This window comes from Dolichospermum sp. UHCC 0259, from assembly GCF_009711935.1.
Classification (GTDB): domain Bacteria; phylum Cyanobacteriota; class Cyanobacteriia; order Cyanobacteriales; family Nostocaceae; genus Dolichospermum.
This window is the reverse complement of record NZ_VIKX01000325.1, coordinates 1-16,376: the sequence shown is the minus strand read 5'-3', so window position 1 is coordinate 16,376 and position 16,376 is coordinate 1. Positions and strand designations below refer to the sequence as shown.

Genomic DNA, 16,376 nt, shown 5'->3' with positions numbered 1-16,376 from the left:
GGAAGAAGCATGGGCTGTTCCTGGTGGGTTGTGCCATTTACCGTCGGCAGTTTTTTGGTAGCGTTCTGGGTATTTTTCGGCTAGTCGTTTGAGTTCGGTTTCGGTTTTCCATTCTTCCCAGGCTGCACCATCAGTTCTCAACACGAAGAAGTCTGGGGTATGGTAATGACCTATTTTGCGCCCTGTTTTATTGTGGTACTGGATTTTGAAGGGGGGTGGCTGGTCGTAAAACTCTAATACTTCCTCTTCGTGTTCCATTTGGTAGATTGCCCACAGTTCTACGGTGTGGCTTTCAAATTGGATGGTTTGACCCATTTTCCGGCTGGGGTAAACTCCGCTGACGTTTTTGGCGCGTCCTTGTACACGGCGTGAGGGTGGGGCTGACCTGATTGTGGCAATTAGGTCTTTTGTTTGCGCCGTTAGTTGCTGTTGGGAACACCATTGGTCAAATTCAGAGGAGTTCATGGAACTAGAAGATGATAGGTAGGTGTGTGTTAGAGCTTTATTTTTTCTTGACTGTGCCAATTTTAGATTTTGGATTTTCAATTAGTTCGAGTCAAAGCCCTGCCCCTTGTAGCTTGTCTGCCGACAATAGTGCAGAACAAATCTAAAATCGTCAATCTAAAATCCAAAATTAGTTGACTCCCCCCTAAACCCTATGTCTAAAGGCAGTTTTGGAGTTTCACTACACAAGTCTATATTACTTATTGCGGGGGGAGTGAAGCATATCTTGGTTATTTTGAATCATATTTTGGGATGAAAGTTGATTCTTGTACTGTTAAAAGCTGCTTGTTTGCTTGAGGTTTTGTCCTTAGCAGTTTTTTCAACTCATGTTCACATTATGGTGCAGAAAATCTACTTTGGCTCATTATTTGTTGCAAAGTTTTATTTCGCTTTTTTCCGTAAGGCTTATTTTGTCGTTACTTATGGCTCATTTTATGGTTCACAATTTAGCCCAAGTTATGGTTCAAGTCACACGATCGCCCTCATGCTTGGGTTGCCAGAGATAACTGAAGAACAAGCAATAAAGATAATAGAATTAGCCTTGAATGTGGATTTGAAGTTAGGAGCAAAGTTGGCAGGAGATGTAAAGCCGGAGCTTCAACAAAAGACAGTCAATATGATTGCTCAACAACAAGTTACGGAATGGTTCAGGATATTCCTTCTTGGGGAAACTAAATCTTTAAAAGCTGCTGATGAGCTAATCAAGACAGTCAAACATTCAGATCCAGATATCCGTAGAAAATCTGTTTGGGCATCTATGAAATTGGGCAGTGAAGCTACTCTATCTGTGATAAATATAGCAATTGAGGATGCAGATTTTCATGTACGTAAGACGGCTATCAGAGCAATTGCGGAGCTAGACAACGAACAAGCAATTTCGTTAGTGTCTCTAATTCTAATTAAAGATCCAATTGTCTCAGTGCGCGAAATGGCAGTAATGCGTGTTTTAGGAAAATTAGATTCGGAAGCAGCCATTCTGGAACTACTTAGGGCAACACAAGACTTAGAGTATAAAGTCAGCGGGATGGCTACTCGTTGCTTAGAAAAAATGGAACGTGAAGCAGTAATTTCTGTATTAACCAAAGTTTTAAAGAATAAAAATAGTGATTTATCTCTTCGTAAAAGTGCTGCTGATTTACTAGGTAAATTAGGTAATGAAAGAATTATTATTGATTTATTTGAAGCTTATTTAGATTTGAACTCAGACTTACATCGTACAGTTTCTTATGCCATTTTTCAGATAAAAAATAGAGCAATCACTAAGGAAAATGATATAAAAGAACATCAGAAATCTCAACAAAAAGGACAAATTAACCATTGGCTGAGATATCTAAATTCTGAAGAACCTATCGAAAGAGGTAATGCTATTTTTTACTTGACAAGTTTGCTTGGTAAAGAAGTAGCCATAGATTTAGCAACTCAAGCTTTAGAAGATCCACATCATTATGTAAGAGGACACGCCCTTACTGGCCTAGCAAAACTGATTGGTAAAGAAGCTATTCCTCAAGTGATAAAAGCTTTAGACGATTCACACTGTAATGTTTGTGATCAAGCATCTCAGGAATTAATAGGTTTGAGGCAATATCTACCTGCCAACTTAGAAATTTCTGAAGCGACAGTTTCAAGACTGATAGGAATTTTAAACAAAGATCAAAATATGTACGATATATACATCCAAGAAAAAACATTAACAACGCTCACAAAGTTATGTTCCATACAGCCCAATTTACTTTTGAATGAAGATTTAGAGAATGCTTTTATAAATGCCTCAAAAGCTGCTGATAACTCTCTACATAGTTCTGCTGCAACTGGATTGGGAAAATTTAGTAGTGAAAAAGCTGCGAGCAGATTATTGGATATGGTAGGAGATACTGATTTTGACGTTGCTCTAAGTGCAACTGAATCTTTGAAAAATATGCCATTTCCAATTACTGCTAAATATCTTCCAGATTTGATCAATTTAATTCCTACTTCACCAGATGGATTTGTGCTAGATGCTGTTGTTTCTATCCAATCACGCTGCCAATTCTACAACTACGAAATTTCCCAATCAAAACCTCCTCAAATAACAGAAGCTATAGAAACCCATTCAATACATGATAAGCTAAATATTATTACTCAGGAGGTAAAAAAAGTGTCAGAACAACCAAAGCGTGTAATCAACACTACAAACTATTTTGAAAAAGGTACTCACAATCATAACCACAACTACACAAATGATGAAACCTTAAAGCAACAAGTTATTGAACTTCGCCAATTTGTGCATCAACTTCACCAAGCTTACCAGCCTACTGACGAAGCTAAAGCTGTTGAAATCATTGATGTTGAAGTTCGCGCAATTCAAAAGACGAATCCAACTCGCTGGCAAAAAATTAAAAATCAATTCCAACTATTAAGAAGTCAACTTCTTAACCCTGAAAATCACTTTCAAGCCACCAAAGCCACTCTTGCTGAAGTTGCCAAACACTATCTTGAAGAAAGTGTTTTCTCCAAAGCTTTCATCACTTACATAGATACCCTGAGTGCAAACAATGAGTAAGGAGAATAACCCTCTGCACTCTGAGGATGATTGAGAACAAAATAGCCAACCGATTCGTAATATCTCTCTTTGCCACAAAATGATTATTGAATTCAAAAGTAACTTTTCTGATTTAATAGTTAAAGTGATTTGGTGCATGAAAATTTATGCACTGCTTTGGTTATTACTCCTCTTGATTCACTAAAAAAGCCGAATCAAGAATTTGAGAAATACCATAGGGATTTTCAGCAGGAAAAGTTGTATCAGGTAAATTAGTTTCCTGAATTGCTAAATCTATACCATCTTGGTAAGCAGAAACAATTGCTTCAGATAGATATGATTTTAAACTGGGGTTTTCTTCTAGAAGTTCTTTAATGCGACGACGTTGTTCTCTAATTGTAGCTTTCCAACTATTACTACGTTTATTATTTTGATACTCCCACTTTAGTAAATGTCCAATTAAAATCCCTAGTCGGTTTCTTAATTCTTGCTTTTCTCGCTTACCCAAAGATTCAATTTCCTCTATTAAATTTAAAATATCAAGTTGATTTAGTTGTCCTTGCTTTAATAATTTTGCCTGTTCTAAAGTCCAAGCATAAAAATCAGTTTCATACAGTTGTGATGTCATATTTTTATCTCCAATTGTACAAATGATTAATTTTACATTTATTTTATCCTGATATGGCTACGCCACGCTTCGCTATCAGATATTTTTACCATCAGAATCAGAACTTCCGAGATTTTATTACTTTTACTTTGTGTTGATAGTTCTTTATATAAACTAGATAAAAATACGGTTTTTACTGCGCCAGAAGCACCTAAAGCTACTATTCTATAAGATTTCATAGTACCTTTAACAAAGCCAGTAAATATATTGTTGTAATAATTACATACATTTATTTACTGGCCTAAATATTTTAATATTTCTTTACAAAAAGAAACCTGCGCTTTTACTACTCAGAAACTTCTAAATTTTGCAACCAAATAACCAAATTATCTAAACTTGCAAAATCTAAAAACACCTCAGTTAAAGCTTCCAATTGTTCCAGAGATAACTTCTCAATTTGCATTTTTAGCTGACTAGGAACTTCCCCAAATCTTTTAGATAACAACCGTAGGATCAGATTTACTTCTCCCTCCTGTTTACCTTGTTGTTTACCCTGCTGCATACCTTGTTGCATACCCTGCTGCATACCTAATTCGGTAGCTTCTTCTCTGAGTTCTTCATACAAGCGAGTTTGCTGAAAACTTATTCCTAACATTGCTTCTATCTCCACACGACTTAAACGAGTAAACCGATAAGAAATAATCGTGGTAATTATTTCCATTATGCCACGTCTAGCTCTTGGTTCTTGTAACTCCTGCTGACAACGACTGATTAAATATCGCGCTGCTGCTGGGGCTTTGTTTTGTTTTAGAGTTGTCAATACCAACAAACTGACATCAAGGGGTAATTGCTCAAATTCTCCCAACTCATCCAAATATACTCGATGGACTTGTTCCGAACTCAAAAGTGCGCGATAGGGGTGAATATCCCCTTGTTCCGTATTACGAGTTGGATAAATTAATACCGCTTGCCAATCTTGAAAACGCTCCCTATTTCTGTAAAAATAGAGAAATAACTCCCCAAATAACCGCTCATAAAGTCGTTCATCTTTTTGAAATTGCACTTCACAGAAATAAACAACTCCAGGAGTTTCCGTTTCTGGTGGTAAAAATACCCCGTCAATTTCAAACTTTGGTTCTTTCACCGCTACTGAATCGAAGCGATAATTAGCCGCATTTGCGGGAGGATTTGGCAATAATTCAAACAGTATGGTTGGATATGTTTGAAATAAATAATAGAAAATAGAGTCACGTCGCATATTATAATTCTAAATTAATCCTACCCGAAATAAATTCTTCTCTGGATGATTGTCCTTAAAGAATCAAAATCAAGATTTATTGGATTTGAGAATAAACAGGATTTATTGTGAGTAAATTATTCTTTCATCCTGTTCATCCATTAATCTTAAAAATCCTGATTCTGACAGTTTTCAGATTATTACTTCCCAAACACAGTAGTTAGAGAACGAGCAATATTTTTCGGTTGCATTGCATCCATCGCTGCTGTCGGTTCATAACCACAATGCACCATACAATCAGCACATTTAGGATTACCACTAGCACCACCGTATTGACTCCAATCAGTCTTATCTAACAACTCCTGAAAGGTTGCATAGTAACCTTCATTCAATAGATAACAAGGTTTTTGCCAACCTAACACACTATAACTAGGACTACCCCAAGGGGTGCATTCATAGTCTTTTTCACCAATGAGAAAATCTAAGAATAAAGGGTTGTGATTAAAGTTCCAGTTCTTCTTACCAGATGTGTAAGGTGAGAGAATTTCTCTAAATAATGCGCGGGTTTGTTCTTTTTGGAGAAAATGATCTTGATCTGGGGCCCATTCGTAACTGTATCCAGGAGAAATCATCATCCCGTCAGTTCCCAAGGTTTCCAGAAAATCGAAAAATCCCTGCATTTCTTGGATATCGCAACCTTCAAAAATGGTTGTGTTAGTGGCGACACGAAAACCTTTAGCTTTAGCGGCGCGAATTGCTTGGACAGCAGTATCGAAAACGCCTTTTCTGTCTACACATTTATCATGCCATTCTCGCATTCCATCCAAATGGACGCTAAAGGTTAGATAGGGAGAAGGTTTAAACTTATCAAGACTCTTTTCTAGTAATAAACCATTAGTACACAAGTAAATATACTTCTTGCGTTTAATTAAGCCTTCAACAATTTCACCTATTTGGGGATGCAGGAGAGGTTCTCCACCGGGAATAGAAACAACCGGTGCGCCGCATTCTTCCGCTGCTGCAAAACACTGTTCGGGAGTGAGATTTTGCTTGAGGATTTCTACTGGATGCTGGATTTTACCGCAACCTGTACAAGCTAGGTTACACCGGAACAGGGGTTCTAACATCAAGACGAGGGGAAAGCGTTTCCGTCCTAATAGACGCTGAGTTACTAGATATTTACCAATATCAATTGCTTGTTGTAAATTAATTGCCATGAAACTAACACTCCTCAATTTGGTAATTGGTGATTGGTGATTGGTAATTGGTAATTAATTTCTGTCACCTGTCACCTATTCACATAACCATTAGACACAAACCAATCTACAGCATCCTTGAGGGCTTTATTCAGGGGTGACTGAGGTAAACCTAATTCGCGGATAGCCTTAGAAGCATCATAATACATTGGTTGCTGTGCCATGCGGACTCCATCTATGGGAACTGTGGGAGTTTTTCCTAATGGTGCAAGGATTTTTTCTTCTACCCAGGCGACTGTGAGGGGTATCCAAGCTGGGATGGATGTTTGTGGTGCTGGTAAGTTGGTGATTTGGGAGAGTTGTTCTAGGAGTTGTTTAAGGCTAAGATTTTGATGACCGAGAATATAGCGATCGCCTGATTTGCCTTTTTCTAAAGCTAATAAATGTCCTTTGGCGACATCGCGGACATCAATAAAATTCAATCCCGTATCCACATAAGCGGGCATTTGTCTCCGCAAAAACCGCAGAATAATATCCCCAGTGGGTGTCGGTTTAATATCTAAGGGACCAATGGGACTACTAGGATTAACGATTACAATATCTTGACCCTGTTTAACCGCAGATATTGCCACTTGTTCCGCTAGGAATTTAGATTTTTTATAATCCCCCACTAATTTTTCTAGGGGACTTTGGTAAGTTTCATCTACAACTTGTCCTGATTTACCTACACCAATAGCGGCAACTGAACTGGTATAAACTGTGCGTTCAATTCCCGCTTTTTGGGCTGCGGACAAGATGTTGCGTGTACCTTCCACATTATTAATGTAAAGCAAGTCTCGATCTTTTTGCCACAGGGAATAATGGGCAGCGACATGAAAAAGATATTGACAACCCTGCATCTGTTCCCAGATATTCGGGTTGTTCAAATCACCTTTGATAATATCTACAGCTAAACCCTGTAAGTTATCCAGGTTACTACTAGGACGCACCAAAGCTGTAACTTGGTATTTTGATTGTAAAAGCGATCGCACTACATGAGAACCAATAAAACCAGTTCCACCCGTTACAAATACTCGCATTCCCTTATCCTCTATTCCTCAAAATCCCTAACCGCATTTAAATATACGTCATCTCGAATCAATGTAGAGATATTATCAGGCAACCACGTTGTTTTTTTGAGGATTGAATAGAGAGGGAAATCATCGTTACGCAACCTACAGCACTTTCTGATCTTACAAGGTACAGTTTTTCATCGCAAAACCCGTAGGGGCGCAGGGCCTGCGCCCTCCATTGTCTTTCTTGTCTTTCTTGATAATGAGAATTGCTGTATCTGCCGCCTTCAGCATTTCCTTTTACACTAATGGTGCTTGAGTTGGAACAATGCCAGTATTAAAGTAATTAATTAGATCAGAGCCTATTTGTGTATCCACCCAATCATGATGGTAAGCCATGACATCCTTGATATCTGTCATACCCAGACTATTACCGTCAATTCCTTTAATAGAGATGACAAAATCATTGTAGTCTCGATTAGAACTATCATCAATAGCGACATCTTCAAATCCGATAATTGCTCCTTGAGCGTTGGTTACTACATCTGTTGCTTGCACATTATGGTTGACATTAGCAGCAGACATGGAGAAAAGAGGTCTATTATCATCTGTAAAACTCTGTCTAGCTAAAGCATCATTTAGAGCTTCATTACCAGTGAGAATAAAACCAAAGGCATCTCCCGCATTCAGATTATAAATTTTCTCTCCTTGATAAGCTCCATCATTAAAGTTAGGTTCCCAGTGGAAAAGGCTATGATTCTCACTGGCAAGACTACCTTCTTCCGCATCTTTGACCACAATATAGCCATCTGTAGAATTGCTGGTGGCCCGACGAACTGCCTCTTTGATAAAAGCGTTTGAACCAGCTTCATACATATCCATGTTTTTGAGGCTAAAGATTCCCACTTCACCCTTTTGATATTCACCACCATCATAGAGGAAGTCTATTTTTACTTGCCCTGTTTGATCAGCAAAAAAAACGCCTTCATCGAAAATCGCCCGATTAGAATATGCTAGTAATTCTTGTCCTACACTGGTGGTGCGCCAGTTACGGTCAGAGTTAGCAAAACTATCTATTGACTGAGCTATACCTTTAGCTCCTTTGACTTGGAAAATAAAATCATTGTAATCACGGTCTGAGGTGGAAGAGGCGGTAGGAATATCTTCAAAGGCAAAAGTTCCATTACCATCCACATTTACTATTTGTCCGACTGCCATATTAGGATTAGCTTCGGGGATTGAGAACAGAGGCACTTTGCCGTATTGCCACATCGAACTTTTGCTGCTAATACCCTTGGTGTTGTTGATTTCCTGAACATTGGTGTTGGGTACAAACATAAAGGCAAATTTATCCCCTGCATTCATCTCGAAGGTTTTGACTCCTAGATAGTTTCCTGTATTGAAATCGGGTTCCCAAAGCATTTTTTCAGCAAACCTTGCTCCTTCGGTGGGGTCTTTAGCCAAGACGTAACCTAATTTAGAATTGCTTAAAGCGCGATTAGTGGCTTGTTTGATAAAGGCTTCTGAACCAGGTTGATATATTTCCATTCCTTCCAGGCTAAAGACTGCCATCTCTCCCCGATACCAACCACCATCGTAAAGAAAATCAAAGTTGACTTTACCTGTTTCACCAACTTCAAATACTCCCTCGCTATATGTGGAACGGTCGGTATATTGGAGTAGGCTTTGTCCGGTAGTAGTAGTGCGCCAATCCCGACTAGGATCGACTTGAGCGTTCATATCAGCAATATTATTACTGTTTAGTCCTTGGACTTGAAAAACCAAGTCATTGAAGTCTTTATCTGATTTGCCAGAGCTAACGTTGATATCTTCAAATGCTAGAGTGCCATTTTTGTCTACTGCAACTATCTGATTTTTTTCGGTGGAGAAAATAACTTGTTTGCCTATTTGAGCGGTTGCATAGGGTTGGCGATAAATTTCGTCAAAGGTAGTATTTTGGACTAACATAAATGCCACCTCATCCCCAGAGTTCATCTGAAAGGAATTAATTCCTTGGTAGTTACCAGCATTAAAGTTAGGTTCCCAACTGTTACTACTGTTAAACCGCGCCCCTTCTGTGCGATCGCTAATGAGAATGCGACCTTGTGTAGAGTTGCTTAAAGCTCGACTAGTTGCTTCTTTGATGAACTCTAATGAGCCTGGTTGGTAATTTTCCATGCCTTTGAGGCTGAAAACTGCCATTTCTCCCTGATACCAACCACCATCATAAAGATAGTCAAATTTAACCTGACCAGTCCCGTCAACGATAAAAGTCCCTGAGTCAAATCGAGGACGGTTGGCATATTGCACTAATTCTTGTCCGAGTTGGGTATTTAACCAATTGCGGTTAGCGTAAACGGAATCTTCTAGTTTTGGGGCATTTGCTGTTGCACCGGAGACTTGAACTACCAGATCGTTAAAATCCCGGTCGGTGGATTTTAAGCTATTAACATCTTCCCAACCGAAAGTATTTCCCTGTCCGGTGATATCTGCGATTTGGGTGGCTACTGTTCCTGTGGTTTTGTCTATTGAACCGAAGGAAAACAGAACTTTGTCTGTATTAATGGAGGTACTTTGAGCAAATTTGGCTACTGTTGTATCAGTAATCAACATCATGGCAAAGGTGCTTCCCGCTGTCATTTCAAACTGTTGGGGACCTTTGTAAATACCACCATTGAAATCTTTTTCCCACAACATTTCTTTGTTGACATCACTGAATCGAGCGCGATCGCTTTCATCCTGCACTGCTACATAACCAAGCTTGGAATTACTAAGGGCGCGTCTAGAAGCTTCTAGGATGAATGCTGTCGAGCCTACTTCCATATTTTCCATCCCTTGCAGGCTAAAAATGGCTAATTCGCCCTTATTCAAGCCTCCATCAAATAGGAAATCAACACTAACTTTGCCGGTGGAGTTAACTGTAAAGATGCCGTTGTTTAAGTTGGAAATAATCATTTTAATCCTTGTGGTGTTTTAAAAGTATTAGTTAAAGTTACTTGGTTAACTTTTATCAATGTAACAGAATAGTCATAGGAATGGATCGTTTTTTTTATAAAGTGATCATCAAGAAAGTTCTAAAATTTATAAAGTGATCATCAAGAAAGTTTCTTTTTATTTGTTCAATTGTGCAAATTTTGTGGATTCATGAGACTAATGATGATAATTCAATAGACTGAAATGCTTGTTATACAATGATTCTAGCAATTATTTCTATCAAGCGAATAAATGTAAGCTCATCATATAATATTCATCTTTTCGGATGATTAATATTAAATATTGACCAAAATCAACAAGGTATATGATCGAGATCACCCTTAATATAATATTAGTTTTTGCATCTTTAACGGCATATCTAAGTATTACGTGAAATCACCATACGTACTACTTAATCTAGATATTTTTACTGCTTTTTCTATTCTTTTCTTATCGGTTTTGGGAATAAATTATTAAGTAGGTACGTTACTTAGAGGAAATCTAATGTTTGTCAAATTATCGGATCTGACGCAGCCTATTTTATCAATGCGTAAGTCTTAGATTAATAATTCGCTTAAATGGTTTTTAATGCGTTTTTGAAAAAATTTTATTTTTGAGGGTTTGATTTGGGCTGGATATGGTAATATAGTCTTATAAATATAATTGGATGTAAGTTAAATTTTTATTTGTTCACACATTCCCATTATAAAAATATCACGTCTGGAACAAGAAGTCAATAGATTTTCACCAGCAATTCTCATTTTGACAAGAATAAAATAAGGTTAGAATCACGGATTTAGACGGATGGCACTGATTTCACGGATTTTAGTAACTTTTATCATCGCAAACAACCTAATCCGCGCCATCTTTTAATCCGTATAATCCGCGATTCTGACTTTTGAGCGATGAAACCTTAAAATGAGAATTGCTGGATTTTCACCCCTAAAAAAAGAATTTTTCATGTACTGAGTATATTTTATGACAATAATTATACTTTATGTGGCGATCGCCTACAAATGACATTCTCTCCACAAAAATCTGTTAATCTAGCTTTGTCCAGAATTAGCAAAATAGTCAATGGAAATCAGTAACTTATTCAAAGCTGGTGGTGTAGTGATGTGGCCACTGCTATTTTTTTCCGTTTTAGGAATCACTCTGATTTTGGAACGGATTACCTTTTGGATAGGAATTAGTGGTCGTCAAAATCGCGTAGTCAAGCAGGTGTTAAGTGTTTATCGTCAAGGTGATGTAGTTACCTCTTTAAACATCTTACATAAAAATGCTGATTTACCGATCGCCCGAATTTTTTTAGCGGCTTTAGAATTGGAAGAAGCCAACCCAGAAGAATTTCGCTTGGCCTTGGAAAGCGAGGCCCAGGCAGAAATCCCCTTATTAAAAAGGTTTCAAAACATTTTTGATACAATTATTGGTTTAGCACCCTTGCTAGGATTGCTAGGGACAGTTTTGGGGCTAATTGGCTCTTTTGCATCCTTAAATATTGGTGATGTGGGGGGGACAAAAACCTCTGGTGTTACCTCTGGGATTAGTGAAGCTTTGGTATCCACAGCATCGGGATTAGTTGTAGCTATTATTACTTTATTTTTTGCGAATAGTTTTCGCGGTATGTATTTGCGGCAAATTGCTTGGATTCAAGAATATGGTGGTCAACTAGAATTACTGTATCGTCGTCATTATGAAAGAGGGGATAAATCCTATGCGTCTACCAGATGAACCTGATTTACCAGCCCAGATTAATATTGTGCCGATGATTGATGTCATCTTTGCTATTTTGACATTTTTTATTATGTCCACTTTATTTTTAAATCGTTCTGAAGGTTTACCAGTTAATTTACCTAAAGCAGCCACAGCCAAAGCCCAATCATCAGCCGCACCAATTACCGTTACCATAGATTCAGCCGGGGATCTGAGTTTAAATCGCCAACCCGTCACTATTGAAACTTTACCAGTAAAAGTACAGGAGTTGATGGGCAAAAATACGGAAGTTGTAGTTATTATCAATGCTGACCAAAGTGCTAGTCACGGTCAAGTTGTGGTGGTTATGGATCGGGTACGGCAGGTAAAAGGGGCAAAATTAGCGATCGCCACCCAAACACCTTAATTTCTTCCTCCCCTACATCCCCTACCTCCTCTACCTCCTCTACCTCCTCTACCTCCCCTACCTCCTCTACCTCCTGACTGGTCACTGAGCGAAGTCGAAGTGCTGACTCCTATTCCCTCTTCTGCAATTTTTTCAGATTTTGATATATTTCTGGCAAGCGACTATAAATTGCTGATGCTTTAAGGTAGAGTTTGTGCGATATGGCTGGACTACCTGAGACAATTTCTCCTGGTGCAACATCTTTGAGAATACCAGTTTGAGCGGAAGCTATTGCCCCATCTCCAATTTTAGCCTGATTGGCAATTCCCACTTGTCCAGCTAAAATTACTCGATTTCCAATCTTCACACCTCCAGCCATGCCTGTTTGACCTGCTATGGCGCAACCAGCACCTATTTGACTACCATGTCCTATCTGTACTAAATTATCAATTTTGGTGTTTTTACCAACTCTTGTTTCTCCGACTGCGGGACGATCTATGGCTGTATTACAACCTACTTCTACTCCATCTTCTAAAACGGTGTAACCCGATTGTTCCATTTTCAGCCAGCCTGTCCGAGTGGGAACAAAGCCAAAGCCTTCAGCACCAATCACAGCACCGCTATGAATAACGCAATCTGCACCGATTTGGCTACGTTCATGGATGGTACAATTAGCGTGTAAAGTTGTGCGATCGCCTATTTGTACTTCTGGATAAATAACGACGTTAGGATGGATAATGGCATGATTGCCAATTTCTACATTTGCAGAAATGACAACATGAGCGCCAATATACACATCATCACCGATTTTGGCACTGGGGTGAATCACGGCACTAGGATGAATTTCGGGATTAGGACGGTAAGGTTGATAAAATAGAGCGATCGCTTTCGCAAATACCAGTCTGGGTTGAGTTGTGGATAACCAAGCTAAACCTCTTTCTATAGCTTGATTCTGCAATTTTTCATCTGGGGGCAAAATTACAGCGCTCGCAGCAGTAGAATTGAGCAATGCGGAAAATTTACCACTTTCTACATAGCTAAGAGTCCCAGATGTTGCTTCATCTATGGCTGCAACTCCAGTAATTTCTAAATCAATGTTAGGGCTACTTTCGGTAATATAATCACCAAGTTGATTGAGAATTTCATTAAATTTCATACTGATTAAAACGATTTATAGATTTTGATTTCGCGCAAAGGCGCAAAGAAGCAAAGGCGCGAAGGAAGAAATAAGTTAATTATCTGCTGTTAATTTTGTCATGGATTGACCGGCTAGGTAGGCTGTTGTCCAAGCACTTTGGAAGTTAAAGCCACCTGTAACACCATCAATATCTAATATCTCACCTGCAAAGTGCAAGCCGGGGACTATTTTACTTTCCATTGTTTTGAAGTTGACTTCTTTAAGGTTGACTCCTCCACAGGTGACAAATTCTTCTTTAAATGCACCTTTACCTGTAATTAGGTATTCTCCTTGGGAGATTTCTAGGACTAGTTGATTTAAAGTTTTGTTGGATATGGTGGCCCAACGGTCTTCTGTGGGAATATTTGCACGGTTGATAATATATTGCCAAAGCCGATGAGGTAAGTCTACACCACGATGGAGAGCGATCGCTTTTTGTCCCCACTCAGCCTTGACAGTTAAAAGTTTTTGTCTCACTTCTTCTTGTGATAAATCTGGCAACCAATTAATTAATAATTTATGTTGATAGCGGGTTTCATTGAGAATTCTTGCACCCCAAGCTGAAAGTTTCAATACTGCTGGACCACTCACACCCCAATGGGTAATTAACAATGGTCCTGTTTGTTGTAATGAGGTTTTCCCTGTACCTGGTAAGCGGAGATTCACAGAACTAACACTAATTCCCGCTAATTCCCGCAGTTGAGGATCAGCAATATTAAAGGTAAATAAAGAAGGTACAGGAGTTTGGATGTCATGACCCAATTGTCTAGCAATTTTATAACCAGCTAAACTACTACCTGTAGCCAAGAGTAAGCGATGACACTCTTTAGTTTCTCCCGACTTGAGCAGAATTTCAAAACCTGTATTTTTGCGAGTGACAGCAGTGACAGGTGTACCAATACAAAGTTCTATGTTGGCATCAAAAGCCGCCTTAATCAAACATTCTGCAATAGTTTCAGAACGGTCTGTAATTGGGAACATCCGTCCGTCCGCTTCCGTTTTTACATTCACCCCATGTGCTGCAAACCAAGCTATGGTATCTAAAGGTTGAAACCGGGTAAAAGCACCTAATAAAGCCTTACTACCTCTAGGATAATTCTGGACTAAAATTTTTGGTTCAAAACAAGCATGAGTAACGTTACAACGTCCCCCACCGGAAATCAGCACTTTCGCCAAAGGTTGACGACTCGCTTCAATTAAAGTAACCTGGGCTTGAGGATTAGCTTCAGCACAAGCGATCGCACCAAAGAATCCCGCAGCCCCACCACCAATAACTACAATTTGCAAAGGTAACAAAATCAAAAATTTCCGTAATATCCAGATCCCCAACTTCTCAAAGAAGTGAGGGATCTATTTTATATTACTCTTGATAGAACTGCCGTATGAGCAAAAGATTAACTTTGTTTACTAATTTAGTTAAGACGGAATCAAATTCACCTGAAGATCAGTCCTTGATATTCATAAAGTTGACAACAACTTTAGTTTGTCCTTCCCTCACTGAACAGAATCAATAGGCATAAATTATGAATCATCAAAATTTCCAACATACAACCATCAAGTTTGTACAAGCTTCTCTGGCTGCCGCTGCACTAATGATAGCTTCTGTTGGGACTGCCTTTGCCAACGAAAAAGTTACAATTGAAGGTGCAGGATATGGTGGTAATGGTTGTCCTGAAGGATCTGCTAGTGTAAATGTTAGCCCCGATGGTCAAGAATTAAGTATTCTATTTGATAAATTTATCGCTCTGGGAAATAAATCATCAGAAGCACGGAAAAGCTGTAATTTGAGCATTCCCATTAAAGTACCCCAAGGATTTCAAATTTCTCTCTATGATGCTGATTATCGCGGCTATGTTGCCCCCGGTACAACTGGGAAACTAAGAGCAGAATACTTTTTTGCTGGTCAACGTGGCCCTGTCTTTTCTAGAACATTTAGAGGTGAAATGGACTACAATGTTCGAGATCAATTAGTAACTATGGGTAATGTCTGGTCAGCCTGTGGTGATAGTGTAAATATGCGGGTGAATGCTGCAATGGTCGCTAGTGGTCAAGGGATGGCTACTGTTGACTCCTTTGACCTCGCACATCGTGGTTTAGTTTATCACGTAAAATATCGTCAGTGTAAATAATGATCATCAACTTCCCGCTTTTTAAAGTGGGGAGTTAATCACATAGCAATAATGCTCGATTAAGCCTAAAAAGTAATTATACGGTAGGTTAGGTTGGGTCACGTGAACCTATCCCTGCGGGACACTGCGTGAACGCAAAGTAATGGAACGAAACCCAACATTATCAAGGATTTTGTTGAGTTTCGCTGTCACTACAAGACGAACTAGTAGAGTAGCTGTTATTTTCACTATGCCGGCTCAAAGTCTGATTTTGATACACCACAAACTGGACACGCCCAATCATCAGGAATATCCTCAAAAGGCGTTCCTGGCGCTATCCCCCCATCTGGATCACCCTCTTCTGGATCATACTCATAACCACAAGTGTTACATATATACTTTTGCATCTTTTTTACCTCTGATTAATGACTTGTCAGTTTTTTTGACGTAATAATTGTTGATTGTAAACCTAAAAACGCCACCATCGCCTTGAGCAATAACTGAAGATTGCCATAGCTATAGCCCCAAAAAACAGTAAAGTAATTACACCACCAGGTAGGAAAGTGATAATACCCAATCCTCTCAGTATAAACAAGGAAACACTCATCCCCAAGAGAATCCCAAAACCCTGGATTAATTTGCCATTTAAAGAAGATTGACTCACTGTATTTTTCTCTTAACTCGAATTTACACTCTTGAAAATGAATTTCGGACTAATTATCTGCGAAAACTCTATGAATTGATCTGTAATTAGAATTAAGTGAGTTAAACTCAATGAAATCATTAGGGTTAATCACTTAAAAAGTTACCAAAACCACTAAGTAGGTGAACAGAAAAAATTAAAGGTATGTGAAGAAAAGTAAAATCACTCAAAACTCTCTTCCTGTTCCCTGTTCCCTGCGATGC

14 protein-coding genes are annotated in these 16,376 nt (G+C 38.8%); 4 read left to right on the top strand and 10 right to left on the bottom strand.

The features are described 5' to 3' along the window. Positions 1-465, bottom strand: a 465-nt coding sequence (locus FJR05_RS25935) for a TnsA endonuclease N-terminal domain-containing protein (protein WP_174783862.1), incomplete at its 3' end; no start/stop codon positions are given. A gap of 298 nt (positions 466-763) precedes the next feature. On the opposite strand from FJR05_RS25935, the gene FJR05_RS25930 reads away from it, so the two are divergent. Further along, complete coding sequence (locus FJR05_RS25930) at positions 764-3,043, top strand: HEAT repeat domain-containing protein (protein WP_217385702.1); 2,280 nt, start codon at positions 764-766, stop codon at positions 3,041-3,043. Between the two features lie 163 nt (positions 3,044-3,206). On the opposite strand, the gene FJR05_RS25925 is transcribed toward FJR05_RS25930, so the two are convergent. The 5 genes from FJR05_RS25925 to FJR05_RS25905 all read right to left on the bottom strand — a co-directional run bounded on the left by FJR05_RS25925 (position 3,207) and on the right by FJR05_RS25905 (position 10,069). Next, on the bottom strand, positions 3,207-3,650 hold the full coding sequence (locus FJR05_RS25925) for a DUF29 domain-containing protein (RefSeq protein ID WP_168646765.1): 444 nt from the start codon (positions 3,648-3,650) through the stop codon (positions 3,207-3,209). Positions 3,651-3,975: 325 nt separating this feature from the next. Then, entirely contained in the window at positions 3,976-4,887 is a 912-nt protein-coding gene (locus tag FJR05_RS25920; protein ID WP_168646764.1) for an Rpn family recombination-promoting nuclease/putative transposase, read from the bottom strand. Between the two features lie 179 nt (positions 4,888-5,066). Then, the gene (gene hpnH / locus FJR05_RS25915) at positions 5,067-6,083 is read right to left on the bottom strand and encodes an adenosyl-hopene transferase HpnH (protein WP_168646763.1); all 1,017 of its coding nucleotides are present in this window, start codon (positions 6,081-6,083) and stop codon (positions 5,067-5,069) included. Between the two features lie 71 nt (positions 6,084-6,154). Then, a complete protein-coding gene (gene hpnA / locus FJR05_RS25910) occupies positions 6,155-7,141 on the bottom strand; it encodes a hopanoid-associated sugar epimerase (protein ID WP_168646762.1) in 987 nt (328 codons plus the stop codon). 273 nt (positions 7,142-7,414) lie between these two features. Next, positions 7,415-10,069 carry a DUF4114 domain-containing protein gene (locus FJR05_RS25905; RefSeq protein ID WP_168646761.1) on the bottom strand — a complete coding sequence of 885 codons (2,655 nt, stop codon included), beginning with the start codon at positions 10,067-10,069 and terminating at the stop codon, positions 7,415-7,417. A 1,095-nt stretch (positions 10,070-11,164) separates the two neighbouring features. Here FJR05_RS25905 and FJR05_RS25900 point away from each other — a divergent pair. Continuing rightward, a complete protein-coding gene (locus tag FJR05_RS25900; protein ID WP_168646760.1) occupies positions 11,165-11,818 on the top strand; it encodes a MotA/TolQ/ExbB proton channel family protein in 654 nt (217 codons plus the stop codon). Then, entirely contained in the window at positions 11,802-12,206 is a 405-nt protein-coding gene (locus FJR05_RS25895; RefSeq protein ID WP_168646759.1) for a biopolymer transporter ExbD, read from the top strand. The genes FJR05_RS25900 and FJR05_RS25895 overlap by 17 nt, the downstream gene beginning before the upstream one ends. A gap of 109 nt (positions 12,207-12,315) precedes the next feature. Here FJR05_RS25895 and lpxD read toward each other — a convergent pair whose 3' ends face one another. Beyond that, on the bottom strand, positions 12,316-13,341 hold the full coding sequence (gene lpxD, locus FJR05_RS25890; protein WP_168646758.1) for a UDP-3-O-(3-hydroxymyristoyl)glucosamine N-acyltransferase: 1,026 nt from the start codon (positions 13,339-13,341) through the stop codon (positions 12,316-12,318). Between the two features lie 75 nt (positions 13,342-13,416). Next, positions 13,417-14,658 (bottom strand): NAD(P)/FAD-dependent oxidoreductase, encoded by a 1,242-nt coding sequence (locus FJR05_RS25885; RefSeq protein WP_168646757.1) that lies wholly within the window; start codon positions 14,656-14,658, stop codon positions 13,417-13,419. Positions 14,659-14,885: 227 nt separating this feature from the next. Between FJR05_RS25885 and FJR05_RS25880 the strand changes: the two genes are divergently transcribed. Further along, on the top strand, positions 14,886-15,491 hold the full coding sequence (locus tag FJR05_RS25880; protein WP_168646756.1) for a DUF4360 domain-containing protein: 606 nt from the start codon (positions 14,886-14,888) through the stop codon (positions 15,489-15,491). Positions 15,492-15,718: 227 nt separating this feature from the next. Here FJR05_RS25880 and rd read toward each other — a convergent pair whose 3' ends face one another. Both rd and FJR05_RS25870 read right to left on the bottom strand, forming a co-directional pair. After that, entirely contained in the window at positions 15,719-15,877 is a 159-nt protein-coding gene (gene rd / locus FJR05_RS25875; RefSeq protein ID WP_168646755.1) for a rubredoxin, read from the bottom strand. Between the two features lie 62 nt (positions 15,878-15,939). Further along, complete coding sequence (locus FJR05_RS25870) at positions 15,940-16,134, bottom strand: hypothetical protein (protein WP_168646754.1); 195 nt, start codon at positions 16,132-16,134, stop codon at positions 15,940-15,942. Positions 16,135-16,376 lie beyond the last annotated feature (242 nt).